Origin of the sequence: Halobacillus sp. HZG1, from assembly GCF_035818575.1 — a bacterium.
GTDB lineage: Bacteria > Bacillota > Bacilli > Bacillales > Halobacillaceae > Halobacillus > Halobacillus litoralis.
In genome coordinates, this window is sequence record NZ_JAYLVQ010000058.1 from 42,741 (window position 1) to 69,153 (window position 26,413).

At 41.9% G+C, this 26,413-nt stretch carries 29 protein-coding genes; 18 read left to right on the top strand and 11 right to left on the bottom strand.

All coding sequences use genetic code 11. From position 1 onward, the window contains the following. The first annotated feature begins 97 nt into the window (after nucleotides 1-97). Nucleotides 98-379, top strand: a complete 282-nt coding sequence (locus VKA52_RS08440; RefSeq protein WP_174787809.1) for a metal-sensitive transcriptional regulator — start codon at nucleotides 98-100, stop codon at nucleotides 377-379. A gap of 68 nt (nucleotides 380-447) precedes the next feature. On the opposite strand, the gene VKA52_RS08445 is transcribed toward VKA52_RS08440, so the two are convergent. Beyond that, entirely contained in the window at nucleotides 448-615 is a 168-nt protein-coding gene (locus VKA52_RS08445; RefSeq protein WP_202412517.1) for a hypothetical protein, read from the bottom strand. Between the two features lie 110 nt (nucleotides 616-725). Between VKA52_RS08445 and VKA52_RS08450 the strand changes: the two genes are divergently transcribed. The 4 genes from VKA52_RS08450 to VKA52_RS08465 all read left to right on the top strand — a co-directional run bounded on the left by VKA52_RS08450 (nucleotide 726) and on the right by VKA52_RS08465 (nucleotide 3,832). Further along, entirely contained in the window at nucleotides 726-1,136 is a 411-nt protein-coding gene (locus tag VKA52_RS08450; protein ID WP_326315109.1) for a ferritin-like domain-containing protein, read from the top strand. Between the two features lie 115 nt (nucleotides 1,137-1,251). Beyond that, nucleotides 1,252-2,388 carry a DUF445 domain-containing protein gene (locus VKA52_RS08455; protein WP_326315111.1) on the top strand — a complete coding sequence of 379 codons (1,137 nt, stop codon included), beginning with the start codon at nucleotides 1,252-1,254 and terminating at the stop codon, nucleotides 2,386-2,388. Between the two features lie 84 nt (nucleotides 2,389-2,472). Beyond that, nucleotides 2,473-2,832 (top strand): YlbF family regulator, encoded by a 360-nt coding sequence (locus VKA52_RS08460; protein ID WP_089653229.1) that lies wholly within the window; start codon nucleotides 2,473-2,475, stop codon nucleotides 2,830-2,832. A gap of 229 nt (nucleotides 2,833-3,061) precedes the next feature. Continuing rightward, a complete protein-coding gene (locus VKA52_RS08465; protein WP_160915223.1) occupies nucleotides 3,062-3,832 on the top strand; it encodes an enoyl-CoA hydratase in 771 nt (256 codons plus the stop codon). A gap of 59 nt (nucleotides 3,833-3,891) precedes the next feature. Here the strand turns inward: VKA52_RS08465 and VKA52_RS08470 are convergent, their stop codons facing one another. Further along, nucleotides 3,892-4,077: a YhzD family protein gene (locus tag VKA52_RS08470; RefSeq protein ID WP_089653268.1), complete on the bottom strand. Its 186-nt coding sequence runs from the start codon at nucleotides 4,075-4,077 to the stop codon at nucleotides 3,892-3,894. A 686-nt stretch (nucleotides 4,078-4,763) separates the two neighbouring features. Here VKA52_RS08470 and VKA52_RS08475 point away from each other — a divergent pair. From VKA52_RS08475 to VKA52_RS08500, 6 genes are all read left to right on the top strand, one after another. Next, nucleotides 4,764-5,663, top strand: a complete 900-nt coding sequence (locus tag VKA52_RS08475; RefSeq protein WP_160915222.1) for an ABC transporter ATP-binding protein — start codon at nucleotides 4,764-4,766, stop codon at nucleotides 5,661-5,663. Next, nucleotides 5,656-6,909 (top strand): ABC transporter permease, encoded by a 1,254-nt coding sequence (locus tag VKA52_RS08480; protein WP_160915220.1) that lies wholly within the window; start codon nucleotides 5,656-5,658, stop codon nucleotides 6,907-6,909. Before VKA52_RS08475 ends, VKA52_RS08480 begins: the two co-directional genes overlap by 8 nt. A gap of 171 nt (nucleotides 6,910-7,080) precedes the next feature. Further along, on the top strand, nucleotides 7,081-8,319 hold the full coding sequence (locus tag VKA52_RS08485; protein ID WP_326315116.1) for a metallophosphoesterase family protein: 1,239 nt from the start codon (nucleotides 7,081-7,083) through the stop codon (nucleotides 8,317-8,319). After that, on the top strand, nucleotides 8,316-11,198 hold the full coding sequence (locus tag VKA52_RS08490) for an ATP-binding protein (RefSeq protein ID WP_326315118.1): 2,883 nt from the start codon (nucleotides 8,316-8,318) through the stop codon (nucleotides 11,196-11,198). The genes VKA52_RS08485 and VKA52_RS08490 overlap by 4 nt, the downstream gene beginning before the upstream one ends. An 84-nt stretch (nucleotides 11,199-11,282) precedes the next feature. Further along, entirely contained in the window at nucleotides 11,283-11,843 is a 561-nt protein-coding gene (locus VKA52_RS08495) for a GbsR/MarR family transcriptional regulator (protein WP_160915214.1), read from the top strand. Between the two features lie 138 nt (nucleotides 11,844-11,981). Further along, entirely contained in the window at nucleotides 11,982-12,179 is a 198-nt protein-coding gene (locus VKA52_RS08500; protein WP_146814291.1) for a sporulation YhaL family protein, read from the top strand. 37 nt (nucleotides 12,180-12,216) lie between these two features. Here VKA52_RS08500 and VKA52_RS08505 read toward each other — a convergent pair whose 3' ends face one another. The 3 genes from VKA52_RS08505 to VKA52_RS08515 all read right to left on the bottom strand — a co-directional run bounded on the left by VKA52_RS08505 (nucleotide 12,217) and on the right by VKA52_RS08515 (nucleotide 14,758). Then, nucleotides 12,217-13,158 carry a peptidylprolyl isomerase gene (locus tag VKA52_RS08505; protein WP_326315121.1) on the bottom strand — a complete coding sequence of 314 codons (942 nt, stop codon included), beginning with the start codon at nucleotides 13,156-13,158 and terminating at the stop codon, nucleotides 12,217-12,219. A gap of 163 nt (nucleotides 13,159-13,321) precedes the next feature. Further along, nucleotides 13,322-13,504, bottom strand: coding sequence for a hypothetical protein (locus VKA52_RS08510; RefSeq protein ID WP_035510066.1), 183 nt, complete (start codon nucleotides 13,502-13,504; stop codon nucleotides 13,322-13,324). A 702-nt stretch (nucleotides 13,505-14,206) separates the two neighbouring features. Further along, entirely contained in the window at nucleotides 14,207-14,758 is a 552-nt protein-coding gene (locus tag VKA52_RS08515; RefSeq protein ID WP_160916950.1) for a DUF3267 domain-containing protein, read from the bottom strand. Nucleotides 14,759-14,986: 228 nt separating this feature from the next. Between VKA52_RS08515 and VKA52_RS08520 the strand changes: the two genes are divergently transcribed. Further along, nucleotides 14,987-15,319, top strand: coding sequence for a DUF1878 family protein (locus tag VKA52_RS08520; protein ID WP_160916952.1), 333 nt, complete (start codon nucleotides 14,987-14,989; stop codon nucleotides 15,317-15,319). Nucleotides 15,320-15,376: 57 nt separating this feature from the next. On the opposite strand, the gene VKA52_RS08525 is transcribed toward VKA52_RS08520, so the two are convergent. Next, complete coding sequence (locus VKA52_RS08525; RefSeq protein WP_160916954.1) at nucleotides 15,377-15,949, bottom strand: HTH-type transcriptional regulator Hpr; 573 nt, start codon at nucleotides 15,947-15,949, stop codon at nucleotides 15,377-15,379. A 181-nt stretch (nucleotides 15,950-16,130) separates the two neighbouring features. Continuing rightward, the gene (locus VKA52_RS08530) at nucleotides 16,131-16,652 is read right to left on the bottom strand and encodes a GbsR/MarR family transcriptional regulator (RefSeq protein WP_326315125.1); all 522 of its coding nucleotides are present in this window, start codon (nucleotides 16,650-16,652) and stop codon (nucleotides 16,131-16,133) included. Nucleotides 16,653-16,939: 287 nt separating this feature from the next. Between VKA52_RS08530 and proV the strand changes: the two genes are divergently transcribed. The 3 genes from proV to VKA52_RS08545 all read left to right on the top strand — a co-directional run bounded on the left by proV (nucleotide 16,940) and on the right by VKA52_RS08545 (nucleotide 19,973). Beyond that, nucleotides 16,940-18,142, top strand: a complete 1,203-nt coding sequence (gene proV, locus VKA52_RS08535; RefSeq protein WP_160916957.1) for a glycine betaine/L-proline ABC transporter ATP-binding protein ProV — start codon at nucleotides 16,940-16,942, stop codon at nucleotides 18,140-18,142. Next, nucleotides 18,126-18,971 carry an ABC transporter permease gene (locus VKA52_RS08540; protein ID WP_160916959.1) on the top strand — a complete coding sequence of 282 codons (846 nt, stop codon included), beginning with the start codon at nucleotides 18,126-18,128 and terminating at the stop codon, nucleotides 18,969-18,971. Before proV ends, VKA52_RS08540 begins: the two co-directional genes overlap by 17 nt. Before the next feature lie 66 nt (nucleotides 18,972-19,037). Next, on the top strand, nucleotides 19,038-19,973 hold the full coding sequence (locus VKA52_RS08545; RefSeq protein ID WP_326315128.1) for a glycine betaine ABC transporter substrate-binding protein: 936 nt from the start codon (nucleotides 19,038-19,040) through the stop codon (nucleotides 19,971-19,973). A gap of 691 nt (nucleotides 19,974-20,664) precedes the next feature. Here the strand turns inward: VKA52_RS08545 and VKA52_RS08550 are convergent. From VKA52_RS08550 to VKA52_RS08560, 3 genes are all read right to left on the bottom strand, one after another. Then, on the bottom strand, nucleotides 20,665-21,072 hold the full coding sequence (locus VKA52_RS08550) for a YtxH domain-containing protein (protein WP_160916963.1): 408 nt from the start codon (nucleotides 21,070-21,072) through the stop codon (nucleotides 20,665-20,667). Between the two features lie 169 nt (nucleotides 21,073-21,241). After that, complete coding sequence (locus VKA52_RS08555) at nucleotides 21,242-21,775, bottom strand: tryptophan transporter (protein ID WP_326315130.1); 534 nt, start codon at nucleotides 21,773-21,775, stop codon at nucleotides 21,242-21,244. A gap of 121 nt (nucleotides 21,776-21,896) precedes the next feature. Next, nucleotides 21,897-22,355, bottom strand: coding sequence for an HIT family protein (locus VKA52_RS08560; RefSeq protein WP_326315132.1), 459 nt, complete (start codon nucleotides 22,353-22,355; stop codon nucleotides 21,897-21,899). A 109-nt stretch (nucleotides 22,356-22,464) separates the two neighbouring features. On the opposite strand from VKA52_RS08560, the gene VKA52_RS08565 reads away from it, so the two are divergent. The 3 genes from VKA52_RS08565 to VKA52_RS08575 all read left to right on the top strand — a co-directional run bounded on the left by VKA52_RS08565 (nucleotide 22,465) and on the right by VKA52_RS08575 (nucleotide 25,205). After that, nucleotides 22,465-23,208: an ABC transporter ATP-binding protein gene (locus VKA52_RS08565; protein ID WP_206947990.1), complete on the top strand. Its 744-nt coding sequence runs from the start codon at nucleotides 22,465-22,467 to the stop codon at nucleotides 23,206-23,208. Next, nucleotides 23,201-24,415, top strand: a complete 1,215-nt coding sequence (locus VKA52_RS08570; protein WP_160916970.1) for an ABC transporter permease — start codon at nucleotides 23,201-23,203, stop codon at nucleotides 24,413-24,415. The genes VKA52_RS08565 and VKA52_RS08570 overlap by 8 nt, the downstream gene beginning before the upstream one ends. 79 nt (nucleotides 24,416-24,494) lie before the next feature. Continuing rightward, entirely contained in the window at nucleotides 24,495-25,205 is a 711-nt protein-coding gene (locus VKA52_RS08575; protein WP_326315135.1) for an EcsC family protein, read from the top strand. Here the strand turns inward: VKA52_RS08575 and VKA52_RS08580 are convergent. Next, complete coding sequence (locus VKA52_RS08580; RefSeq protein WP_326315137.1) at nucleotides 25,202-26,371, bottom strand: M20 metallopeptidase family protein; 1,170 nt, start codon at nucleotides 26,369-26,371, stop codon at nucleotides 25,202-25,204. The genes VKA52_RS08575 and VKA52_RS08580 overlap by 4 nt on opposite strands. Between the last annotated feature and the right edge of the window lie 42 nt (nucleotides 26,372-26,413).

The following is a 26,413-nucleotide window of genomic DNA, read 5'->3' on the forward strand; positions in this document are numbered from 1 at the left end:
TTTTGGTTGGATATTTACTATTATAGTAATACAATGGACAAAATCCGCAAAGCGTTCAAGTATAAAACGTCGTACCTGAAGAGAGGAGGAGAAGGTATTGGATCAAGTGAAGGATAAAAGTATTTACGGTCCTGAAACGAAAAACCGTTTAAAAAGGATTGAAGGTCAAGTTCGTGGTGTCCTCAAGATGATGGATGAAGATAAAGATTGTAAAGATGTTATTACCCAGTTGTCAGCCGCACGTTCAGCTATGGACCGTGCGATTGGATATATCGTTGCAAAAAATTTAGAAGGCTGTATCCGCGATGCTCATGAGGAAGGCGAATCAGCAGAAGAATTAATTAACGAAGCTGTACAGATGATTGTTAAAAGTCGATAAAGTGATAAAGAAGAAAGCTGTCTCCGGTTGCGTCTGATGAAAGACAAACAGGAGACAGCTTATTCTTTTCATCTTTTCTCTTTCTGCTCGGGAATCTCGTGAGCTTCTCCGATTTGTTCATGCCCATAAACAGGTTTAATCGTGCCTCCTGCCATCCCTTCATTGATCATCCGATCGACGTCCAGTTCAAACTTGTCTTTTCCTTCGGGTGCTTCATGTTTTTTATGTTTCGCCATTCTGTCACCTCCTCTTTTCATTTTGCCCGGATTCTGAGATTCAATGAATGCACACGAAGCATAAGCTTGTCTTTTCCCTTCATATCCTTTTAGTAAGGGGAGGGGATCTAATGCAGGGCTATGATGAGTCCTTTATCCATAGGCTGCAAAGGTCTATAGAAGAAGAATGGAAGGATCATGATTTTTACAGCCGGCTAAAAGGAGATACAAGTAACCGTTTGTTTGGAGACTATATTATGCATGCCGCAGATGATGAATTAAAACATTATCGAATGTTCCAATACCTTTACTTACAGTTGACAGGAAAATATCATGAATTTGAACCCGAGACGATCAGATATCGCTCTTTTGAGAAAGGAGTAATCAGGGCTCAGCAAGATGAATTCAAAGCAGCCCAGATGTACAAGGAAATGCTATTTATAGTTCCTTCACCCGTCGCTTATCATGCGGTATTTACAGCCATGATTGATGAGATGGAGCATGCGACTCGGTTCGGTACCATTTATGGGAGACTAAAATAATTCCAGTTCGAAGGCCATGTCTGCACAGGGCCTTTTTTGTTTGATGTTTTACCATTGGCACTTGGCTTTTATATAGATTATACTTGGTACACCATGTGTAGAAAGAGGTTGGAACATGAATTCTGTATTATTAATCTTTATGATGATCGGAATTGGAGCCCTAATCGGAGGGCTTACCAATTCATTAGCCATAAAAATGTTATTCCGTCCATACCGAGCTATTCATATCGGTAACTACCGTCTTCCTTTTACACCAGGTCTGATTCCTAAACGACAACAGGAATTAGCGCAACAATTAGGAAAAATGGTTGTGAATCATCTATTAACACCAGAAGGCATCCGTCGAAAACTCACCCATTCAAGTTTTAAGGCGCAGATGACCACATGGGCAAAAGATGAAGTTCAAACGATGCTCAAAAAAGAAGACACGTTAAAAGAAATCCTCGAAAAATTTCAGATTGATGTTACATCTACATCCATTCAAGGTCATGTGTCCCAGTGGGTGAAGCACCGTTATGAACTGGTCATGAACGAATATCGCGGAAACACAATCGAGGAGTTGTTAACACCTGAGTTGCGGGAAAAAGCAGACCGCGGAGTGGATCAAGCGGCTGCTCATATTCAGGCTAGTATTGAAACCTATTTCCGCAGTGAAGAAGGGAAAGAGAAAGTTGCAGCATTGATTGATAACTACTTGGATAATCAAGGATTTCTCGGTAACATGATTTCATCCTTTATGGGTCCTGATGGCCTAACCGAACGTATTTATCCACTGATCTTAAAGTATGTTTCCGATCAGGAAATGGAGGATTGGTTGGAAACGATGCTCCACACTGAGAAAGATAAGCTTTTAACCAAACGAGTGGAGTGGTTTGAAGAACAGATTGGTCGTGAAGCGTTGGGAACAAAGCTTGGAGAACTCGTGGCTCATGCCTTGCCAGTGGAACAATGGATGGGAAGAACAGTGAAGGATTGGACAAGTCCATATGAAGAGAAAATTCTCCATACATTCGTACCTGCAGCCGTAGATCATATCAGTGAACTATTGTCATCCAAGGTAGAGAGCATGATGACACAGCTTCGTTTATCTGAAATTGTCCAGGAGGAAGTCGAAGCTTTCCAAGTGGATCGTCTTGAAGAAATGGTCCTTGGTATTTCCAGGAGAGAATTTAAAATGATTACCTATCTGGGTGCTTTGCTTGGAGGAATGATTGGCCTTCTACAAGCCATTATTGTGCTATTTTTCGGATAATAGTGTATTCCTATACAGACGTATAGGAGTTTGTTATAGTGGGGGAGGAGTGTCAGAACGAAAACTTAGGAGGTTCTTATTTTTATGGCAAATCTATATGATTACGCGTATGATCTAGAAAAAGCAATCCGTAACAGCGAGGAATTCAACGGATTGAAAGAAGCATATGAAGCAGTAATGAACGACGAAGCTGCTAAAAAAATGTTCGACGATTTCCGTCAAACACAAATTACGCTTCAACAAAAGCAGATGCAGGGAGAAGAAATTTCTGAGGAAGAAGTAGAACAAGCTCGTAAAGTTGTTGAGCTTGTACAACAACACCCTCAAATCTCCAAGCTGATGGAAGAAGAGCAACGCTTAAATACAGTCATTAACGACATCAGCCGTATCATTACGAAGCCTCTTGAAGAGCTTTACGGCAATCCTGAAGAACCACAACAATAAGATAAATGAAAAAAGGAGCTGGGAAACCAGCTCCTTTTTTTTGTCTTCCATTTCTAACTGTGGTTGATGGAGGCTGGTCATCGTTAGTAAACCCCATAATTCTTCTATCTTTCATTTATGTAAGAGCTTCTTATAGGAACGACTTTTTTGTCGTCTCTTGCAGGAAAGTAGATGCTGCATGACGAAATTTTAAATCGAGAAGAATTTTTCCATATATAGGAGGAAAATCATGAAGCATTTCATTGTAGAGGAAAAGGGAAATGTCGTTCATTTAAAAATTGCCCGCGGAGAAAAATATAATGCACTGAATGCAGAGCTATTGGCGGAATTCGCTGAAGCTGCTCGCGAAGTGAGGCGGTCCGAGGCACAAATTGTACTTTTATATGGAGATGGTGAAGGATTCTGTGCCGGTGGAGATTTAAGCATGATGAAAGAGGTGTCTGACCGAGATACCTATGATGAAGTCATGGACAATATAGAAACAATCGTGAAGACCTTCTATTCCATGCAGAAAATAGTTATATCCGCCCTGCATGGCCCTGTAGTAGGTCTAGGGTTGAGTATTGCATTATCTGCTGATTATGTTATAGCTGAGCCGGATGCCAATTTATCTATGAACTTTATAGGTATTGGACTCGCTCCTGATGGTGGAGGTCATTTTTGGCTGCAGGAACGTTTAGGAACACATCAGGCTAAACATTTCGCTTGGGAAGGTCAGCAAATGAGAGCCAAAGAGGCCTATGATCATAAACTGGTGGATATCGTCGTCAATGGACCTGTACAAGAAGAGGCTGCGCGTCTAGCGCAAGAGTGGAGCAGCCGTCCGTTGAAATCCATGATTGCTACAAAAGAAATATATCACCAACATGGGATGGAACGTTTGTCCCACTACTTAGAGAAAGAGCGTGAGAACCAATGGCGCTTACTGCAAACCGCTGATCATAGCGAAGGGGTTGAAGCATTCTTGAATAAACGAAAGCCGGAGTTTCAAGGCAGATAGTAAAAAGTCGCGCTTAACAGCGCGACTTTTTATGGTTTTACATTTACAGGTTAGTGGTTTTATCTGTGGAACAAAACCAAATGCCCCTCAGGTGCTGCGCAGCGATGGGTATGATTGCTGTATCCTTTCTCTTCGAGCTTCTCTGACCCTAACTTTTTTGCCTGGTCATCATTTTCAGCTTGAAAGGTTTCATCGAGGACATTGGTACCGTCTTTCTCGAATACAGTTAAGTAGTATGTCTTCATAGTTGTTCCTCCTTGAATGAATAGGTATTCATTACATACTTTTGTCATACATCGTCGATATTCCTGCTTGAATAACGAATTTTCACCAAAAAAATCTCTATCAAAGTCTTCAAGAATAGCTCCCTTTAGTTGAAGATTCAGTTTCGAGACTTTTGTTGGGTGGATCGGGCTGCGGGGAATAACTCGCTTTCCGCGGGAGCGCGGTGAGCCTCCTCGGACTGCGTCCTGTGGGGTCTCACCAAGCACTTTTATCTCGCAGGAGTCTCGCCATTCCCCTCCGCCCACTTGCCGGAAGAAACTCTCGAAACTACCTTTCAGCAATAGGAGCTTTTATGGTTGAGAATCCTATATCAACGCGGTAAGCAGGATTTATAACAGTTTTAGGCAGGTAATATAAGAGGGATTTCTAGAACCTCATATGGCAAAGGGGCGTAGGGAAACGGTGAGACTCCTGTGGGAAGTGCGTGGTAGATGAGACCCTGCAGAGCGTTAGCTCGAGGAGGCTCATCACTCGCCCACGGAAAGCGAACCTTTTCCCGGAGCCCCTAAATCCACACAAACATCTCGAAATCAAGTCTTCCACAATCCTGCCATATTCCTTAATAAAAGTTTTTTAAGAATGGATAAGAATGAATGAAACCATTGAGTTAAAAATTACGTACATAAGGAGAAAAGGGGGAGAAATGATGACGCTACGATTGGAGAAAGTGACGAAAAGGTTCGGGTCTTTTACAGCCGTTGATGACTTGTCATTGGAAATTCCGGAAAAACAGATCTTTGGTTTTCTAGGTGCGAACGGAGCGGGTAAAACCACTACCTTTCGCATGGTTCTCGGTTTACTAGATCAAACCAGAGGTGAAATATCCTGGAATGGTGGAGATATTGGCTATGATCAGAGCCATTTAATCGGCTATTTACCGGAGGAAAGAGGACTTTATCCCAAGTTGAAAGTCCAGGAACAACTGGTTTATTTAGCGAAATTAAGAGGGATGAAAAAGTCAGAGGCCGTTCAACAGATTAGTCATTGGCTGGATCGGTTTAAGGTACCAGAATACAAAAATAAGAAAGTTGAAGAATTATCAAAAGGAAATCAGCAGAAAATCCAGTTCATCTCCGCTGTGTTACATAAACCAAAATTGTTGATATTGGATGAGCCTTTTTCTGGTCTTGACCCCGTTAATGTGGAGATGTTGAAAAAAGCAGTCATTGATTTGAAAGAAGATGGAACATCGATTGTGTTTTCCTCGCACCGGATGGAGCATGTAGAGGAATTGTGTGAAAGTCTTTGTATTCTCCATCACGGCACACCGGTGGTTCATGGAAAGTTGAAAGAGATTAAAAAATCATTCGGGAAAAAGAATGTGAAAGTCATCGCGGATTTTGACCTTGCTTATTTGGAAAGGGTCCCCGGAGTAATAAAATATAAGCCATTGGGAGATGGCTGTGAAATCCAGATTGAGAGTGAGGAAATTGCTCAGCGTATTTTTGAAGAACTGCAAGGAAAAGGATTTGTACGCAAATTTGATCTGGAAGAGCCGACTTTGAATGATATCTTTATCGAAAAGGTGGGTGCTTCTTATGAATAAATTCTTTATTATGGTTGCTCAGACCTATAAAAACCGTGTGAAATCCAAGTCCTTTCTAATTACGACAATTATTACTGTAGCACTCATTTTTGCTTTATCTAATCTTCAATCCATCATCGAGACATTCAGTGACGTGGATGAAGAAAAGAAAGTGGCCGTTCTGACGGATAATGAAGAATGGTTCCAATCATTAAATCAGGTGGTCTCGATGAATGACAATCTCAGTCTTGAAGAATATGAGGGAAGCCTTGAGGAAGCCCAAGCAGCGGTAGAAGAAGGAGACTTTCAATCTGTCGTTGAAGTGAAACAAGGAGAAGAGGGGCTGCCTGAAGCGACTTATTATGCGAATAAAATCGCGAACACAGGTGAAAGCGATCCAGTCCGCCAGGCGCTTCAACAACTGAAAGTTCAGTATGTGACGGAGCGGGCTGATGTCGATCCTGCCATTATTCAACAAATGAATGCTCCTGTAAGCTTTGAGCTCGTAGCGTTGGAAGAGAGTGCAAAAACGGCAGAAGAACTCAACCAGACACGCGGACTTGTGTACGTCATGCTCTTTTTCCTTTACTTCTCTGTGATCATGTATGGGCAGATGATCTCTACGGAGGTAGCCACAGAAAAATCCAGTCGCGTTATGGAAATTTTAGTTTCCAGTGTATCGCCGGTTTCTCAGATGTTTGCGAAAATTTTCGGCATTGCTTTGTTAGGATTGACGCAATTCGCGATCCTTATATTGGCAGGGTACTTGGGCATCCAACAGAGCAAAACACTTGGAGATGGTTCAATGCTTAGTTTCTTCGGCTTTGACGACATCAATCCTGGTACAATCATTTATGCTGTGGTTTTCTTCATTCTTGGCTATTTGCTTTATGCTACCTTAGCGGCGACTTTGGGGTCTCTCGTCAGTCGCCTGGAGGATGCGCAGCAATTATTGGCCCCTATGATTATGCTGGTTGTAGCTGGTTTCCTCATTGCGATGTTTGGCCTTGGCATCCCTGATTCCACTTTCATCACGGTCAGTTCTTATTTTCCGTTCTTTACACCACTGATCATGTTTTTACGTGTAGGGATGTTGGAGATACCGATTTGGGAAGTTGCCTTATCAATCTCTATCCTCGTGGGATCCATTCTTGTGCTTGCGTTGATTGGCGCACGGGTCTACCGTGGCGGTGTACTGATGTATGGGAAGTCCACTTCCTTAAAAGATTTAAAAACGGCTTTACAGCTCTCTAAAAAAGAGAAGTAATGAAAAACCCCTTTGTTAAGGGGTTTTTTGTTTTGGCTGTACATATGCTAAAACTTATGAGATGTATGGGACACAGAAGAATCCTGTCCTCTTGTTTCTTATGGTATGAGAACGTGCATTCGGTTTTTGGCTCTGTTAAAATGAAAGTAATTATAGAAAAGGAGGCTGATCATGATGGAGTCATCGATTCGATTCATTCACAGCGCAGATTTACATATCGACAGCCTTTTTAAAACAAAGGGATACTTCCCGGGTGAATTGTTAGAAAGGCTGAGACAAAGTACGTTCGAAGCGTTCGACCGTTTAATTCATGCTTGTATAGAAAATAAGGTGGATTTTCTATTGATTGCTGGTGACTTATACAACGAGGAAATTCGGAGTATAAAAGCTCAGGTTCATCTTAGACGTGGGTTTGAACGTCTTCAAGAGATGGATATTGATGTTTATATCAGTTATGGTAACCACGATTATATAGAGGGGAAAACATTACCCATTACAATGCCCGACAATGTACATATTTTTCAAAGTCAGAATGTTACCCATCACCCTTTTGAGAAGAATGGGGAGGTACTGGCCCATATTTATGGATTCAGCTATGAGACAAGAGAAGTTCGAGATCGCAAAGTCCCGTTCTTTACCAAGGGAGAGGGGGCGGACTATCACATTGGAATGCTTCACGGCAGCCTGGATACGAATACAGACCATGATGTGTACGCACCTTTTTCATTGCAGGAGTTGAGGAGCCAGGAACTGGACTATTGGGCCTTGGGGCACATCCACAAACGGTCAGTTCTATCGACGGATCCACCCGCCCTGTACCCTGGGAATATTCAGGGGAGATCACGGAAGGAATCGGGAGAGAAAGGTTGTTACCTTGTCGAGCACATTTCTGGAGAATGGAATTATCATTTTGTTCCTCTGCAAAGCATTACCTATGTCTCCACCACGGTGGGTGATCTTGAGAATACACCATCTGAAGAATTGGAGAGAGTGTTGGAGAAGGCGAAAGAAGAAGTCGCTGGCGGTTCTCCTGTCATGTTGACAATCACGTTGGTGGGATATGCAGGCTCTATAGAGGATCTCCAAGAATGGGTAGAAGTCGTTAATGAGAATGAAGACTTTGATTCAGATGATTGGGTCTGGATTGAGGAAATCAAGACCGAAGCTCGCGCAACATGGGATGAAGAGGAGTTAATGGGGGGGTCTCATTTTACTGGTGAACTATTGCGGACTATTTCTGAATTAAATGAAGAAGAAATAGAAGAGTGGCTTTCTCCTTTGTTCAACCATCGAAAAGTATCCAAGTATATACATCCGATTAAAGGTGAAGAAACGGCAGATGTGATCGAACAAACGAAAACACTTCTGTTGGAACGGATGATCACCCATGAGAGGAGGGGGGCAATTTGAAGATCATCCATTTATTCATATTCGGATTTGGCAAGTGGAAGGATTATTCTTTGGATTTAACTGATCCATCTCCTCACCTTATCATAGGCGAAAATGAAGCAGGAAAGTCGACGCTCTATGAATTTATCTTGTTTATGTTATTTGGGCTGCCTCCAAAGCAAAGGCTGTCTTTCGTACCTAAAACCGGTGGAAGCATGGGCGGGCGCCTTGTTCTCTCAACTGAAGAATATGGAAAAGTGACGATTGAGAGAAAACACGAACATGAGAACGGAAAAGCGATCTGCCGTTTGGAGACGGGGGAGGAAAAGGATGAATCATGGCTTCGGAACTTGCTGGATGGAATGGAACGCAGAGTATTTGAATCCACCTATAGTTTTAATGCGGAGGACTTGATGGAATTAAAAAATATATCAGGTCATGAGCTAGGAGAAGCCCTTTTGAATATCGGGTTAACTGGATCTGATCAAATTTATCAGACAGAAAAATGGCTTCAAAAACAAATGGATGAACGTTTCAAGCCGAACGGAAAGAAGCCGCTGATTAATGAACAGCTTCGAGTGGTTGAAGAGTTGCAGCAGAAGAAAAAAATATTGGATGCGGAAGAAGAAAACTATTTACGGCTTCAACAAACAAAAGATACATTGAATGAACGCATACGTACACTTGGAGAGAACTGGCAGGAAACCATCAATCAAATCTACATAACAGAACAAGTCCTGAAAGTGAGATCTATAATTGTTGATTACCATTTAATAAAGGATGAAGTAGAGAAACAAAACAGAATTTCATTTCCTGAAGCCGGGGTGGAGCGTTATCAACAAGTGAAGGAAGTTCTGTTGCCTCTTCAATCGGAACAAAAGCTATTGGAAACAAATATAGAGGAACTTGAAGCCTCTATTCAACACTTGGAAAACGGAGGAGATCCATCTCGAGAAGAAGAAGGCGAAAAGCTCCTGGAAACAGGATATCCAAAATATGAACAAGCTGTCTCTGAGCTTGAGCGCCTTTTACAACAGATCAGTCGAATGGATGAACAGGTAGAGGAAGATAAAAGTCATATTGATGTGCCTTTGGATATAGATGATCTAGAGGAATATCCGCTGCCTTTTTATATCGAAGAAACATGGCGAGCTTTGAAGAAGGAAAAAGATGAAGTGGAACGTGAGGGAGCGTATATCCAGGAACAAGCCACTGACATCAATCGGGAGTTTGAAAAGATAGAGGAACGTAAGCATTCGATAGAAAACGAGAGGGTTGGTGAGGAAACAGCCAAAGAATATGAAGAAAAGTTGCAGAGGAGCTATCAGACGGCAGCAGCGTCTGACCAACACATAACAGAGTTAAGGAATAGACGCTTGTTAGGGGTCGTAATGGCCGTGTTTTCACTGGCGATTGGCGGGTTCCTTGAAGGAATGGTGCTATTCATCGTGTGTTTGGCCATAGCCGCTCTTCTTGCCTTGTACAGTTACAGCTGTCACAAAAAGATAGTGAAAACATCCAAGCAAAATATGAAGACATCCATTCCGGTGGAAGAAATGGAACAAGCGAGGGCACAGCTGCAGAAATATGAGGCTCAAAAAAATGAGTATCATCATCTCCGCGAGCAGTGGAAGCAGTTGAACCAGGAAGAGATTCGGCTGCAGGAGAAGACTCACCATCTGCAACAGCGAAAAAGAAGATTGGAAAGCACTCTCGACGAACAGCGGAATCTCTATCCTTTCCTAGCTTATTTAGACGTGGAGCACTGGGAAAAGCTCTATCATCTTTTGTCTCAGTTGAAAGAAAAGAAACGCACGCAGAAACGGCTGCTTCAGGACAAAGAGAAGCAGTCTTCCGCAATGAACCAGATCCAAAAAAATCTGGAAGCGTTTTGTAGAAAAGAAAAGTGGGAATTCTACGAAGAGAATATAGAACAGCAGTGGAATCGTTTAAAAGAATGGGTCCAGGAGAAGCGTTATAACAGGCAGAAAATCATCCAGGCAGAAGAGCAGTTGAGAACTTTGTATAAACGGGCGAAAGATAATAATGTGAAGCTGTCTACTTATGTAGCGAAGCAACAGGAACTTTTCAAAGAAGTCGGGGTAGAGAAGGAAGAAGACTTTTACACAAAGGCGAAGCAGAGGGAAAAACAAGAGGATCTGGAAAAGCAGCTCCAGGATTTAGAACGTCAGCTGCAGCGCATGTTGTCAGAAAGAGAGCAGCAGGATTATCTTGTGTGGACGGAGGTGCCAGAAAAAGCTGCACTTTCGGCTCGTCTCGAACGACTTCAAAGCGAAAAACAAACGATTGAAGCTGAACAGAAAAAGACTCAGCAGGCTATGGCAGATAACCAGAGTGCCATCCAGCAACTTGAGCACTCTGATGAACGCTCAAGCATTACCCACAAACTTCATAAAGAAAAAGCGGAACTTCAAAAACAGTCGGAAGAATGGGCAGCTTATCAACTGGCCTGGAAGGCATTGGAGAAGACGAAACATGCATACAAAGAAAAATACATGCCACTTATTCTACGGAAAGCTACGAACTATTTTCATAAACTGACGGACGGAAATTATGTGGATGTGAAAATTTCCCCTGATGATGATCGCATTAAGGTTATTAGCAAGCGGGGGTTCACTTATTTTCCAATGGAACTTTCACGAGGCACAAAGGATCAATTGTATGTTTCTTTCCGCTTAGCTCTCGGGGAAACAATGGCGGATGATTTGTCACTGCCATTTCTTGTGGATGATGCCTTTGTTCATTTTGACCAAAAGAGATTAAACATGATGATCCAACTTTTCGAGCAATTATCTAAAAAGCACCAAGTCGTTCTTTTTACATGGCGAGAAGATTTGGAAGAAGTGTTTCAATCTCCTCAAGTCCTGCGATTGAGTTAAAATCGATATTAAGGTCGCAATGTAAGGACATTAATGATAAAATGTTTTAAGATTACTGAGGAATAAGCAAATGGAGGGTTTCCATTGCCAGAAACGAACAATAGAGATTGGAACAAATACGAAGAAACGATTGAACAATTTATCCAAGTTATAGCAAAGAATATGAGCCTTTATGGGGTAACCCCGTCCATTGGTCGCTTGTATGGAGTGCTGTACTTTTCACAGGACCCCATGACATTGGATGACATGCGGGAAGCTTTGGAGATGAGTAAGACGAGTATGTCAACAGGCGTCCGTGCTTTATCAGATATGAAGATGGTCGAACCTTCCTTTAAAAAAGGGGTTCGTAAAGACCTTTACAAGTCAGAAGAAGATTGGTATAAATCATTCACTTCCTTGTTTGGCAGCCGCTGGAGGCATCATACAGAGACGAATATTGAAGAAGCGGATGAAGCCATCCAGGAGCTTCAAGAACTGCAAGAGAACACCACAGACGAAGATCTACAAGCAAAAATAACAGAGGATATCGATCGGTTGGAATATGCTCAAAATTATTATCGATGGCTTATGAGATTCATTCATGTGGTAGAATCCGGGGAAATCTTTCAATATGTTCCGAAAATTGATCAAAAAGATAAAAAGTAAAAAATCCGATGGGTCCAGCTTTTCAGCTGGACCCATCGGATTTTTTCTTCTCTTCATAAAGAAGGGAAGGGAGCCTGTATCATATTTGCTTTCAATCGCTCATAGACTAGAGACAAAAGGAGCAGGGAGGATGAATTTATGTTATTCGGTCTTCCGATTTGGGTGTTTCTGTGCATTGTCTTTATATTCATAAGTGGGTATATGGCCATCCGCGCCATGAGAGCGGAGCACAACCTTGAACAAGAGTATATCGAACGCGAAGGTCAAGTGTATTTGAAGCGGATTGAAAAGGAGAAAGAGCGGCGCGGGAAAAGAGATGCCATGATGTCAGAATAAAAGCCAGGTGAGTGGTTCACCTGGCTTTTGGTCTTTGTTATTCTTCTGTATTTTCTTCTTCAGAAGAATTTTCTTCAGAGTTATTTCCCTCTGGATTTGTTCCTTCTTCTACTGGAGCTTCCTCTTTATCAAAGAGACCTTCAAACTCTTCCAGCTTCACATCAATTTCAGAGTTCTGCATAAGCTCATCCATCTTCTTCTGAAGCTCAGCCTGATCGACTTTCTGACTCGTCAATGTACGCTTGATTTCTTCTTTCATTTCTTCATAAGGCTTGATATCTTCTTTGTCACGCTTGTCCGTCACCTTGATGATATGGTAGCCAAATTGAGACTGCACAGGTTCACTGATTTCACCAGGCTCTAATTCGTAGGCTTTATCTTCAAATTCAGCAACCATTTCTCCAGGTCCGAACCAGCCAAGCTTACCACCTTGCTGAGCAGAACCATCAGAAGAATATTCAGCAGCTAACTCTCCGAAGTCTTCCCCATTATCGATTTTTTCTTTAACTTCTTTCGCTGTTTCTTCATCAGAGACTAGGATATGACTCGCTTGGACCTCTGTTTTCATGCGATCATAATAATTTTTCATTTCTTCTTCTGAAATTTCAATTCCTTCAGAAGCGGCTTTTTCCTGCAATAAACTCATACGGATGGTTTCTTTGAAAGCTTCTTCATCGGCAAAGCCATTTTGCTGAAGAATGTTTTCAAAATTATCGCCGTATTGTTCTTTAATTGTGTCTAGTTCCTTGTTTACTTCTTCATCGGAAACCTCGTAATTATTTGCAAGAACTTCTTTCATGACAAGAGTCTGAAGCACTTGCTCACCATACTGAGACTTCAATTCCTGATAAAACTCTTCTTTCGTTACTTCTCCACCATTGGTTTCAACAACAGCTTCTGATTCATCTGCATTTGATGAACAAGCTGACAAGGTGAATACGCTTGCTGCTAATGCAGCGGTGATGGCTATTTTTTTCATAATCCTGACACTCCAAACTTATTGTGAAATTTCGTGACGTAGAGATTTGCTCACAGCCTATGAGTTAATATAACACATTATATAGGCCGTGTTCTATACTGTGTTGTGAAAATATAGAAATTCAAACAAGACATAGAAAAAACAGGCCATCTCCGGCCTGTTTTTAAAGTGTATTAAGCACTTCCACATATGAAGAAATCAATAATATTGTAATCAGTACGTTGATCGTGCGGAATACCCGCGTTTGTTTTTCGTTCGACATTTTCGTCTTAGTGCATAAGGAATGTGTGAGTGAGTTAAACACGAATAAAATGACGAGCGCGTACAAGCTGAATCCAAATGCCATGTTGGTACCTCCTTTATTCCCTATGAAACTACTCTATCAAAGTTTGGGTGGATTGAACAGAAAAAAGCAGGTCCGATTTCCCGGTTGGAACAAAAAAGTCTGATTCAGAAATGAAAAGACAAATTTCGACTTCAACTAAAGCTCCCGTTTGTGGAAGACTCAGTTTCGAGATGTTCGTGTCATTCTAGGGGCTCCGGGAAAAGGTTCGCTTTCCATGGGGCGGGCGGTGAGCCTCCTCAGGCTACGCCTTCCGGGGTCTCACCTGTCCCACACGTCCCATAGGAGTCTCACCGTTTCCCTCCGCCCCTTTACCTTATAAGTGTCTCGAAACAACTCGAGATTTGAAACCTTATTTAAATGTATAGGTTAAATGCGCTCTGGATCAGCCTTTTCGTACTTTAGAGGTGTTCTAATTATCCACTTCCCTCAACCATACAAGCTGGTTTTTTAAGTAGTAGTTTCGAGTATCTTCTTTGGGTAAGTGGGCGGAGGGGAATGGCGAGACTCCTGCGGGAAAAAAGTGCAGGGTGAGACCCCACAGGACGCAGTCCGAGGAGGCTCACCGCGCTCCCGCGGAAAGCGAGCTATTCCCCGCAGCCCCCATCCACTCAGCATAAGTCTCGAAACTGAGTCTTCAAGAAACCTGTCATATACTTTAAGAAGACATAAAAAAACAACGTTCAAAAGGTGAACGTTGTTTTTTTATGCTTTTGGCTGATGAATTAAAATATCATAGCCTTCTTTTGCATTTTCGATCAAACACTTTTTCGGTGCTTTAGCGAAATAATTTAAATAGAGAAAATCAGAAAAAGATAATCCGATATTCACAGATGCAAAGAGTACAAGATACGCAAAATAATGAGGGAATACATATCCCATGACGAGTGCAGGAACTGTAATCAAAAAAGTTGGTGCAAGAGCCATCATGATTGATGTCTTCTTTGATAGTCGAGTCTTACACTGATAGGTGAAAGTCGGTACAAATCGCTTTCTGAATTTGAACTTAACCCGTAACCGCTTATAGCTGAGCATTAAAGGCAGCATATGCATCAGGCGATGCATCGCTGGTAAGAAAAACAAAATAACCAACAACGGTAGAAAACCGTGATCATTCATCTCATGCGTACCGTGGATCATTGAATACGGCAAGTATAAAATCAGGAATGAAAGTAGTCCTGTAAGAAAAGACATCAGGTAAACACGGTTCAGACCGAATTCTTTATTGATGTTTACTGTTTTCCAGCAGTTCATCATAAGAATCCCTCCCTTACAACAAAAAATACTGTGAATTTATTATGAATATCGATATGATAGTAGTACGTTTTATGTTTCGTTTGTTTGGCACAAGACGAATAATAGTATGTTTGGAGAGAAAAAGCAATAGGTTTTATGTAAAAAAAATATTTGCTTTTTATTCATTTGATGTAATAACTTTTAAACCTTGACATGACAAGGGTAACAGCAGGTTGTGGAGGGAGTATTTTGGAGAAGGTAAATCGATGTGAAACCTTTGCATTCCACTTGAATTTATTATTAGAAGTTGAAGAGATGAAGAAGTATCCATTTACGAAATTAGTCATTGAAAAAAGCTTAACAAAAATAGAATATATGGAAACGCTGCAGTTGTTAAGAACTCTGGAGGAGCGTTACGAAGAGGATATTGCTAACGGTTTAATACATCACAATGATTTGATGGTTCACTTTGCCGGGATGCTTTGTTACAAACTACCCATAGAAGAAACCTTGGAAGCGCTGGATCAACAGGGAATTCACACGGAGTTGACGAAACAACTCATTCTTCTGCACTATAAATAGAACCCATTCCAATATAGATTTATTGGAATGGGTTCTATTTGTTTGAACTCCTATTTGTTACGAGGACCTTGATTTCTTCTTATAATCTTCAATATCCGTGGGCTGTTGAACTAACGCTTCCTCTTCAATGTTTTCCAGTGAGCGTTCCAGGATTTCTATATATTCGTCTCCATAGATCTCCTTGATCAAAGCAGATAAATCTAAGAACTCAGGAAGCTTTCCATACATTTCTGTCATTGGCATAACGCCTCTCAGTACAGAATTATCTTCTGGATTATACTCATTAAGCGTTGCTTCAAGAAGTTCAATCCCTGCATCTGTTAATTCTACATAGGTGTTTCGTTTGTCGTTTTCACGCTTAGAAAACTGAAGGAGTCCGCGCTCTTCCATCTTTTTTGAGAAATTGAAGGCGGTTGAAACATGCATGACACCATACTTGGAAATCTCGGAAATGCTTGCCCCTTTCAAATGGTAAGCAATCCACAAAATGTGATGTTCGTTGATGTTTAATTGGAATGGCTTAATCCATTCCTGCCAGTCCTTTTCAATGGCTTTCCAAAGTGCTTTAGAAAGTTGAGCCATTTTATGACTATAGAATATGGCTTCTCTTTTTGAGATTTTTTCCTTCATTTTACCTCACCCTCTTAAGGTATTTTTTGAAACTATTCTATCTGCAAAAAGCTTTTAGGTTTAAAGAGTTTCCCACTTATAATCATATAAAATTTTTGTAAATTATCAAGATATAATGTGCTGAAAAAATAATTAACATGCGGAGATGGAATAAATATCTCCGCATGTTTGGGTAGGAGGGTTATTCAGAAGGGTTTTCGTTAGGGTCTATCACTTTAAATGCTTCAGCAATCTTTTCGTGAAAACGGACCATATCTTCCATACGTCGGTAGAGCTGATCTGCCTGTTCCATTTCTTCTTGATTGACATACTCCTGAATTCTTTCTTTTAACTCAACTTCCATACTTTCAAACGTATTTATTTGTCCATTTGCAGCTGTCTGCCACTTCTTAATATAGGAAGACATGAAGTTGCGATATAGGTTTTCATTCGCTTGATAGAGGTCCTTACGGAAGCCTTTTTTCCACACTCGTTCGACGAGCCCTTGATCCAATAAACCTCTAACCCCTGTACTCATAGAAGTTTTACTTTTACCCAAAGCCTCGCTCATTTCATCTAATGTCATTGGACCCTGTTCCAGGTAGAGAGCTACGAACAATCTAGCATCAGCAGGGGTGAGTCCAAACATTTCCAGTGTTTTAGAAAATTCATGTGTGACTTTCGTATGCATGTCTTCAAAGAAATGGTGGTCTTTTACTACCATAAGATCCTCCTTCGCAAAAAATCTATGTACCACATTACTATAATTGCCATTTTTATAAAAATTCCTGAAAGGGCTTAAATATAAAGCATTTAAAAGAAAAAATGCGTAAATGTCTCCTTAAACTCTGTACAGTTTTAACTGTACATAATTTTTGTACTTGATTAAAAGTATTTATCGTTTGAACTTTCTATTACAAATAGGTTACATTATGTAAGGTGCCTGATTGAGTACGGAAATAATAACGACAAAACGTACCATAATAAATAAAAACAGAAGAGGTGAGAGACGTGCCGATCATTCAAGTAGAAAATTTATCGAAAATCTTCGGTAAGAATGCCAAAAAGGCGACCAAGTACTTAGATGAGGGTTTATCAAAAGACGAAATCCTCGAAAAAACCGGCAATACTGTCGGTGTTAACCGCGCGTCCTTTGATGTAGAAGAAGGAGAAATCTTCGTCATCATGGGGTTGTCGGGGAGTGGTAAATCCACACTTGTCCGGTTGATCAACCGTTTGATCGAACCAACGGAAGGTAGTGTTTATATTGATGGCCAGGATCTGGCGAAGATGGACAGCAAAGATTTGCGAGAAGTCCGACGGGAGAAGTTGAGTATGGTCTTTCAACGCTTTGGCCTTTTCCCACATCGTACAGTACTGGAAAACGCGGAGTTCGGCCTTGAAGTCCAAGGGATTGATAAGAATGAGCGGAAGGAAAAAGCTAAGAAATCTCTGGAAATGGTAGGGTTGGGCGGATACATTCACCAATTTCCTGGCCAACTTTCCGGCGGGATGCAGCAGCGTGTTGGACTTGCGCGTGCCCTTGCCAACGATCCAGAAGTTCTATTAATGGATGAAGCCTTTTCTGCCTTGGACCCATTGATTCGTAAAGAAATGCAGGACGAGTTATTAGAGCTGCAGGAATCCATGAAAAAAACGATCTTGTTCATTACCCATGATCTCGATGAAGCGTTGAGAATTGGTGACAGAATCGCTCTCATGAAGGATGGACGCATTGTTCAAATTGGTACACCGGAAGAGATCCTGGTCAACCCAGCCAATGATTATGTTGAGAAGTTCGTTGAGGATGTGGATCGTTCCAAAGTGTTGACGGCTGAAAACATTATGAAACGACCAGAAACGGTGGATATTCAAAAACATGGTCCGCGTACGGCTCTTGAACGGATGCGTAAAGAAGGGCTTTCCAGCATCTATGTAACGGATGCCAAGAGAAACCTTCATGGATATGTAACCGCTGATGATGTTTCTGCTGCTGTAAAACAGGAGGCAGATAACTTGAAGGGCATTCTCCGCACTGATGTGCCGAAAGTGGAGCCTCAAACACCAATGCAGGAGATTTTCGATATTATTCATGATTCCCCGGTACCTGTAGCTGTTATTGAAGAAGGAAAATTAAAAGGGGTAATTGTAAGAGGAGCCGTACTGGCGGCCTTAGCGGGAAGTGAGGTGAATTTAAATGGAATTGATTCCTAAACTGCCTGTAGCTGAATGGATTGATACAGCAACAGAGTGGACGACAGATACATTTGAATTCTTGTTTGATTTTATAAAAGAAGATTTTGGTGACTTCATTGAAATTGTTGCTGAAGATTGGTTAATGGGTATTCCCATTTGGCTGTTCATTATTGTTGTAGGTGTTCTAGCCTTCTTCGCTTCTGGGAAAAAGTTGGGCTTAACGGCTTTTTCAGTCATTGGCCTGTGGTTTATAGCTAACCAGGAGCTGTGGGAAGAGTTGATGAACACATTTACGCTTGTTATTTTCGCCAGTTTAATTTCCGTTATTATAGGAGTTCCATTTGGAATTTGGATGGCCAAAAGCAAAGTGGCAGAGAAAATTCTTACACCTGTCCTTGACTTCATGCAGACAATGCCTGCCTTCGTCTATCTGATTCCGGCGGTTGCTTTCTTTAGTATCGGTATGGTGCCAGGGGTGTTTGCCTCTGTTATTTTCGCCACACCACCGACCGTTCGTTTTACGAACCTTGGAATTCGACAGGTCTCCCATGAGTTGATTGAGGCTTCCGATGCATTCGGTACAACAGGAACTCAAAAACTCTTTAAAGTTCAATTGCCAATGGCTAAAAAGACGATTATGGCTGGGATTAACCAAACGGTCATGCTTGCATTATCCATGGTGGTCATTGCATCCATGATTGGTGCAAAGGGACTTGGACAGACCGTTATTACCGGACTACAGCGTGCTGAAGTAGGAACTGGGTTCGTAGCAGGTCTCGGAATCGTTATCCTTGCGATCATCATTGATCGTTTCACACAAAACTTGAACACCCAGCGTGGTGACTAATTACTGTTAGAAAAGGGTCCTTAGACCTTTTATCTATATAAAATTATTAAAAGGGGAGAATTTTACATGTTTAATTGGAAACGTTTCGGCATGGTTGCTGGACTATCTTTAACACTCGTAGCTGCAGGTTGTGGATCATCAGATGAGGAAGGTACAGACACATCAGGAGATTCTAATGGTGATGAAGCCTCTTCTGAAATGAATTACGGAGAAGAAATGGACTATGAAATCACCGGAATTGAAGCAGGCGCAGGTGTTGTAAGTTCTGCAGAAAAAGCGACAGAAGAATATGAAAACCTGAATGGTTGGGAAGTTGCTACATCTTCTTCCGGTGCAATGGCAACAGCTCTAGGTGAAGCCATTGAGAATGAAGAGCCAATTGTTGTGACTGGTTGGACGCCACACTGGAAATTCGCTAAGTATGATTTGAAATACCTTGAAGATCCAAAAGAAGTTTTTGGTGGGGAAGAACAGATTAAAACAATGGTTCGTAAAGGACTTAAAGATGAAAAACCAAACGCTTATAAAATCTTAGACCAGTTCAATTGGGAAGCTGCGGACATGGAAGAAGTCATGCTTGAAATTACTGACGGAGCAAGCCCGGAAGAAGCAGCAAAGAACTGGATTTCCAATAATCAAGACAAAGTAGACGCGTGGACAGAAGGTACAGAAGAAGTGGACGGTACTGAAGTCGAACTTGTTCTTGTAAACTGGGATTCTGAGATCGCTTCAACAAACGTCGTTGCAGAAGTTATGAAGGAACAAGGCTTTGATGTTACGATTACACCGCTGGATAATGGCCCTATGTGGGAATCTGTTGCCGCTGGTGAAGCAGATGGTATGGTGGCTGCTTGGTTGCCAGGAACACACGGTGATCAGTATGAGCAAAACAAAGACAATCTAGAAGACCTTGGAGCGAACCTTGAAGGTGCCAAAATCGGCCTAGTTGTTCCTGAATATATGGATGTCGATTCTATTGAAGATTTGGAAGCAGCTGAATAATCAACTCGTGAAAACGTGTAGAGGATAAGCCTCTACACGTTTTTATTTTGCCCTCGGATAAATTATATATATGCTACCTTTAGTTGAAGACTCAGTTTCGAGACTTTTGTTGGGTAGATAGGGGCTGCGGGCAATAGCTCGCTTTCCGCGGGAGCGCGGTGAGCCTCCTCGGACTGCGTCCTGTGGGGTCTCACCATGCACTTTTTTCCCGCAGGAGTCTCACCATTCCCCTCCGCTCCCTTGCCATATAAGTATTTCAAAACCACTTTCAGGAAAGGGAAGCAACATGGATTCTCCAACTGCATTTTGAATGATAATGACTGTTATAGAGCGCTTTATCACTATAGATTTAGGATTTGTGAAAGACACGCATACCAGGCAAAGGGGGGGCGTTTCTCACCTTTATTGTATGGGGGGGTTGGGAAGCTGCGAGACTCCCGTGGAGAAAGGAGTTCGGCGAGATCCCGCAGGGCGTAGCCCGAGGAAGCTCGCCACTCCCCCACAGGAAAGTGAGTAGCTTCCCAACCACCCCTGACTCCAAAAATGGCAAACGGAGCCTCCAAACATCTCGAAATTGAGTCTTCAAGAAACCTGCCATATACTTTAATAACGGAATAGAACGACATGGGGTTGAATATAGATAGGGAAAAGGACAAACATAAAAAATCCCGCTCGAGGCGGGAGGGGTTGGTTATTGATGGTTAATAACATCATGACTGGGTTGAGTCGTGTGGTCTGCTTGCTCAGCTTTTGCTTTTTCTTCCAGTTCTTTCAAGCTTGCTTCAATTTGTTCTAAATACTTCTGAATATTTTTTTGGTGTGGTTCAACCGTTCGCTTCCAGCTTTCAATGGATGTTTTCACATCTTCAGAAAGCTCTTTGATCAGCTCCGCCCCTTCTTTAGAAGTCTGAGCGATCTGATCTTTCAATTGCATTCCTTCCTCTTTTAAGCTGAGAACCGTATTTTTCAAATTCTCACTTTTCAGTTTGGCATTTTCTCTAAAATCACGACCGGAAGAAGGGGTGTTTAGTAACGTATAAGCTGCTCCCACGACGCCCCCGACTAAGAAACCCAGCGCTAATGATTTTCCATTCGGCATATCTGTCAGTCTCCTTTCAATCACTCTCTATTTTATATTTTCTCTTAATATGTATGAATGAAACCTTAAAAACATAAAAAAATATTCTTAGGATGAGAAGGTAAAGCAAAGGCACTACATTTGATGTAGTGCCTTTGGTGTAAGTCAAGGTTCATTCTGTATACCCTCTTTAAGAGGCTGGTTGAGCGGCTTTAGCAAGGTTTGATCTTTTTAAAATCTTTTGAGCGATCGGGTACATGATGGCTACGAACAGCACGTTGAATGCTGCTGCGGGTAGAACAACTGTAGCAAACATAAGACCGAAGCTCGCTTCCATAAGGCCTATGATATATAAGACAACACCTAAGAAGATGGAGCCACTGATCATCGTACCAATGGCTGCTAAAGCAGGCTGTACGAATTTTTGATGTGATATTTTTTTAGTCAATAGGACAAGCCCGAAGAAAGTAAATGCTGTGAAAGGCTTATCGATGATATTGGCCAGTTGGCCGCCTGGAACGGTGGTTGTCATGGCTGAGATGAAGCCTGTCGCTAAAGATAATAATAGGACGTAAGATGGTTTCGGGAACAATAAAATTCCAAGAAACATCATGGCAAGCATCATATCCGGCCGCATCCCGAAAAAGAATGGGGGTGCGACAGCATGCAGAACAGCACCAATTCCTACAAATAAAGATAACATGACTAAAACACGAATATTCATTTAAACATCTCTCCTCAACTATTCTAAACTCATCTAAATTTACACTCCAACCGTGTCCTCATGACCGTTTGCGAATGTATGGTAGTATTATAGCAGTTTTCTCTTAAGGAAATCAATCCATTTAACCAGAGATATGATGGTTGATCTCACCAGCGATGGTCTGTAGTTCTTCTTTGGAATAATCATCGGAGTGGACTTCCCACTTTGCACCGAATCCATCGCCTTCACCATATCTCGGGATCAGGTGGATATGTAGGTGGAAAACGGATTGGCCAGCTGCTTCCTCATTGTTGTTTAAGACGTTTAAACCAATAGGAGCATAGGTTTCTTTAATTGCATTTGCGATTTTCGGAACTCTTGCGAAGAGTTTCTCAGCTGTTTCTGGGTGTGTGTTGTAAATGTCCTGGCAATGCTGTTTAGGAATAACCAGCGTGTGACCTTTGGTTACTTGACTGATATCAAGAAAAGCGTACACCTCATCGTCTTCATACACTTTCGCTGAAGGAATTTCCCCATCAATGATTTTGCAGAAGATGCATTCATCTGCCATATGCAAACACTCCTTTCTATTTGATAGCATTGTACCATATCAAAGAGAGAAAACTCGATGAAGACGGTGAGTGAAAAGTGTAACGGATGGTAAAGTATGATAAAATTTGTGCAGGAAAATTAATGAAGTGAGGGATAAGATGGAACCTTTATTACATATTAAAGACCTCCATGGAGGATACACCCATAAAAATGTACTGCATGGCATATCTTTCGATGTCCACCCGAATGAAATCGTCGGCCTCATCGGTTTGAATGGTGCGGGGAAAAGTACGACTATCAAACACATCATTGGAATGATGCAGGCGAAAAGAGGAAAAGTATCAATCAATGGAACATCATTCGAAGAAAACCCTGAAGAGTATAGGCAGCAGCTCGGTTATATCCCTGAGATGCCGATCTTATATGATGAATTGACACTGTATGAACACTTGCATTTGACGGCTATGGCCTACAATGTACCAGAAGATGTATTCAAACAAAGGCTGCAGCCGCTTCTCAAAGAATTTCGTATGGAGAAAAAGCTTAAATGGTTCCCTGTGCACTTCTCTAAAGGGATGCGTCAGAAGGTCATGATCATGTGTGCCTTTCTAATTGAACCTGACCTCTATATCGTCGATGAACCTTTTGTTGGCTTGGATCCTCTCGGCATACAATCCTACCTGCAGTTGATGGAGGAGATGAAAGAAAAAGGTGCAGGAATTCTGATGTCCACTCATATTCTCGCTACAGCAGAGAGGTATTGTGATCGTTTTATCATCCTCCATGAAGGCGAGATTAGAGCTAAAGGGACACTAGAAGAGCTGCGCACGTCATTCAATCAGCCTGGAGCCTCTCTTGATGATATCTACGTGCAGCTGACAAAGGAAGAACAATATGATTAATGCAAAAGAGTTCTGGAAAAAGCGTTTCTCTGAACACACAAAAGAGACCGGCCGTTACTTAAGGTATATTTTTAATGAACACATTGGTTTTGCCTTGTTGTTCTTTATTTCAGCTCTCGCTTATTACTATCGGCAATGGCTGCAAGACCTGCCGGCGGATTTTCCTACCGTATGGATTGTGGCGCTCGCATTTGGATTCATCACAGGCTACAGCCCGGTTCGTACCCTTCTCAAAGAGCCGGACTTGGTTTTCCTGCTTCCAGGTGAGTATCAATTGGGTGATTACTTCAGACGCTGTTTATATTACAGTTACGTTGTTCAGCTTTATCTCATTTTGCTTGTATCGGCAGCCCTGGGTCCTTTGTATTTTGCCTCCTATCCAGACCTCGGTACCCGGCATTATTTAATGATGATCGGTGTAGTTCTTGTCATTAAAGTTTGGAACATGATGTCAAACTGGTGGATGTTGAAAGAGAGAAGCCCCAGGATACGATTCATGGACCAGGTCATAAAAGTATTATTGAACATTACCATTTTTTATTTTCTCGCTCAGGGAGAGTGGATTTATGCGAGTATCGTGACGGTACTGCTTGTAGGTGTCGTCCTTTACACCTATTCTCTCTCCAGACAAAAAGCTGGACTCGCCTGGGATTTACTTGTAGAAAAAGATCAGCAGAGAATGAGGACCTTTTACAGAATTGCCAATATGTTTGTGGATGTTCCTCACTTAAAAAATACAGTGAAAAAGCGCAACACTCTTGTACGAGCGATTGTGGATCGGGTTCCTTACCGGCAAAACCAGACCTTTTCCTATTTGTATAAAATCACTTTTATACGAAGCAGTGATTATTTAGGCATGTACATCCGCTTAATAGTGATTGGTGCACTCGCCATTTGGTTTGTATCCAATCTATGGGTTAAGGTCGCGTTTGCCATTCTATTTCTCTACTTGAGTGCTTTTCAAATGATGACATTGTGGAATCACCACCGTACGATTGCCTGGCTGGATCTATATCCAGTTAAGAAAGAATGGAAAGAAAGAGCAATTCTGCAGTGGTTACAGCAGATCATGTTGTTTCAAACGTTCTTATTCGGTCTATTGTTTATCATTCAATGGAACCTTATAGGTCTTGTACTCGTATGGGTAGGTGGAAGTATCTTCAGTTATCTGTTTATACAAAACTATGTGAAAAAGAAATTGACGTAACAGGGAAGACTACTTAAGCAGTCTTCCCTGTTTCATATCTAATTTCATCCATACTTCATTGTGATTGAAATATTCGGAGGTGCTCAATTTGAATTATGAAGAGAAAGCTAAACAGGAAGCCTTGCGTTGGAGTAAATCCTTGGATAAGCGATCGTCTATTATCCAGAGGAGCTCTAAACAAGTGCAGTCCAGGATTAATGAAAAGATTCCTGATCGTGTACACGGTGTGGTGACAGATAGTGTGCGCGCTATGATTGAGGCTGCTTTAACAACATCGGAGTACATCCGCCCAGTAAAAGTCCATCCGGATTGGAGCTTTGAAGAACGTGAGAGGCAAGTCCGTGAATTAGTTAAAACATATAAGAAAACAGCATCCGTGGAAGGTGCTGGGACGGGTTTTGGAGGTTTTTGGCTGGGAGTAGCTGATTTCCCACTATTATTAAGCATAAAGATGAAGTTTTTATTTGATGCAGCTCAGGTTTATGGATGGAATGTCCATTCGTATGAAGAGAGGGTCTACTTGCTTCATGTATTTATGCTCGCTTTTTCCAGTGACAAGGCCCGCGGGGAAGTGAAACGTAAAGTTTTAGAATGGAACGATTTAGAAATGAAAGAGAAGAACGTGGACTGGAAGGCGTTACAAATCGAGTATAGGGATACCCTGGATCTTGTGAAGCTTCTGCAACTTCTTCCGGGATTCGGTGCTATCGTAGGGTATGTGGCTAATGGGAGACTTCTTGAACAATTAGGGGAGACGACCATTCAAACCAGCCGCCTCCGCTTACTTTAACGGTCTTGATAACTAATAAATGATTGGAATAATGTTTTAGCTGCGTGGGGCAGTGCTTTTTCATCGAAATCAAATTTCGGGTGGTGATGTGGATAGTAATGATCTGGAATTTGAGCGCCTGTAAAATAAAAGGTGCCAGGCTTATCTAATAAGTAATAAGCGAAATCTTCTCCAGCCATGACCGGTTCGATTTCTTCTGTACGTAAAGATGGGTCAGCCTTGTGGGCGTGTTGTAAAACTAAGTCCGCTTCTTCGGGGTGATTGACAACGGGAGGGTACCCTTTTTCATAAATAAACTCGTAGGTGGCGCCGTTTGCATCACATGTTCCTTTTATAACTTTTTCCATTTCTTCAATGATCAAGTTTTGAACTTCAGGATCGAAAGTTCTCACTGTACCGGTTAAGGTTGCTGAATCCGCAATGACATTGAATGTAGTCCCTGATTCAAACGTTCCCACTGTTAGGACAGCTGTTCTCAATGGATCTATCCGACGGCTGACGATTTGCTGCAAGGAAGAAACCATTTGAGAGGCGATGACGATCGCGTCTTTTGTTTGATGCGGCTGGGCCCCATGTCCACCTTTGCCTTGAACTTTGATTTCGAATCGATCTGCTCCGGCCATAAAAGGTCCTTTAGACGTTTGGATGACTCCTGTTGGAGCATTCACCCATAAATGAGTGCCGAACACAGCATCTACATCCGTAAGAACTCCTGATTCGACAATTGGTTTTGCTCCCCCAGGCGCATACTCTTCAGCGTGCTGATGAAGGAAAACGATTGTTCCTGGAAGTTCTTCTTTAAAGGGTAGAAGGGCTTCGGCAAGCCCTAAGAGAGCTGCGGTATGTCCATCATGACCACACGCATGCATGGCCCCATCATTTTTGGATTTATAAGGTACGTCATTTTCCTCCTGAATAGGAAGGGCATCAAAATCTGCTCTTAGCGCGACCGTCTTCCCCGGTAGCCCACCTTCAAGCCTGGCTAGAACTCCATTTCCTCCAATGTTACTTTCATACGGAATTCCCAACTCCTCATATGTATCGGCAATAAACTGTGCCGTCTTCTCTTCCTTGAATGATACTTCTGGATATTGGTGCAAATGACGGCGGGTTTCAACCATTTTCCCGTATTTTTCATCAATCGCTTGAAAGATGTTCTCCCACATTATCTTTTCCTCCTTGCCATCTTAGTGAAGTTTGGCAACTAT

Bases quoted from the DNA above. Each gene is read 5' to 3' on its own strand.
- VKA52_RS08545 (WP_326315128.1), top strand. From the start codon at position 19,038: ATGTTTAATTGGAAACGTTTCGGCATGGTTGCTGGACTATCTTTAACA.
- VKA52_RS08555 (WP_326315130.1), bottom strand. From the start codon at position 21,775: ATGAATATTCGTGTTTTAGTCATGTTATCTTTATTTGTAGGAATTGGT.
- VKA52_RS08550 (WP_160916963.1), bottom strand. From the start codon at position 21,072: ATGCCGAATGGAAAATCATTAGCGCTGGGTTTCTTAGTCGGGGGCGTC.
- VKA52_RS08485 (WP_326315116.1), top strand. From the start codon at position 7,081: ATGATGGAGTCATCGATTCGATTCATTCACAGCGCAGATTTACATATC.
- VKA52_RS08565 (WP_206947990.1), top strand. From the start codon at position 22,465: ATGGAACCTTTATTACATATTAAAGACCTCCATGGAGGATACACCCAT.
- VKA52_RS08460 (WP_089653229.1), top strand. From the start codon at position 2,473: ATGGCAAATCTATATGATTACGCGTATGATCTAGAAAAAGCAATCCGT.
- VKA52_RS08450 (WP_326315109.1), top strand. From the start codon at position 726: ATGCAGGGCTATGATGAGTCCTTTATCCATAGGCTGCAAAGGTCTATA.
- VKA52_RS08525 (WP_160916954.1), bottom strand. From the start codon at position 15,949: ATGAAGGAAAAAATCTCAAAAAGAGAAGCCATATTCTATAGTCATAAA.
- VKA52_RS08455 (WP_326315111.1), top strand. From the start codon at position 1,252: ATGAATTCTGTATTATTAATCTTTATGATGATCGGAATTGGAGCCCTA.
- VKA52_RS08510 (WP_035510066.1), bottom strand. From the start codon at position 13,504: ATGGCATTTGGATTCAGCTTGTACGCGCTCGTCATTTTATTCGTGTTT.
- VKA52_RS08530 (WP_326315125.1), bottom strand. From the start codon at position 16,652: ATGGTAGTAAAAGACCACCATTTCTTTGAAGACATGCATACGAAAGTC.
- VKA52_RS08500 (WP_146814291.1), top strand. From the start codon at position 11,982: ATGTTATTCGGTCTTCCGATTTGGGTGTTTCTGTGCATTGTCTTTATA.
- VKA52_RS08570 (WP_160916970.1), top strand. From the start codon at position 23,201: ATGATTAATGCAAAAGAGTTCTGGAAAAAGCGTTTCTCTGAACACACA.
- VKA52_RS08540 (WP_160916959.1), top strand. From the start codon at position 18,126: ATGGAATTGATTCCTAAACTGCCTGTAGCTGAATGGATTGATACAGCA.
- VKA52_RS08560 (WP_326315132.1), bottom strand. From the start codon at position 22,355: ATGCTATCAAATAGAAAGGAGTGTTTGCATATGGCAGATGAATGCATC.
- VKA52_RS08505 (WP_326315121.1), bottom strand. From the start codon at position 13,158: ATGAAAAAAATAGCCATCACCGCTGCATTAGCAGCAAGCGTATTCACC.
- VKA52_RS08475 (WP_160915222.1), top strand. From the start codon at position 4,764: ATGACGCTACGATTGGAGAAAGTGACGAAAAGGTTCGGGTCTTTTACA.
- VKA52_RS08445 (WP_202412517.1), bottom strand. From the start codon at position 615: ATGGCGAAACATAAAAAACATGAAGCACCCGAAGGAAAAGACAAGTTT.
- VKA52_RS08580 (WP_326315137.1), bottom strand. From the start codon at position 26,371: ATGTGGGAGAACATCTTTCAAGCGATTGATGAAAAATACGGGAAAATG.
- VKA52_RS08515 (WP_160916950.1), bottom strand. From the start codon at position 14,758: ATGATGAACTGCTGGAAAACAGTAAACATCAATAAAGAATTCGGTCTG.
- VKA52_RS08465 (WP_160915223.1), top strand. From the start codon at position 3,062: ATGAAGCATTTCATTGTAGAGGAAAAGGGAAATGTCGTTCATTTAAAA.
- VKA52_RS08470 (WP_089653268.1), bottom strand. From the start codon at position 4,077: ATGAAGACATACTACTTAACTGTATTCGAGAAAGACGGTACCAATGTC.
- VKA52_RS08480 (WP_160915220.1), top strand. From the start codon at position 5,656: ATGAATAAATTCTTTATTATGGTTGCTCAGACCTATAAAAACCGTGTG.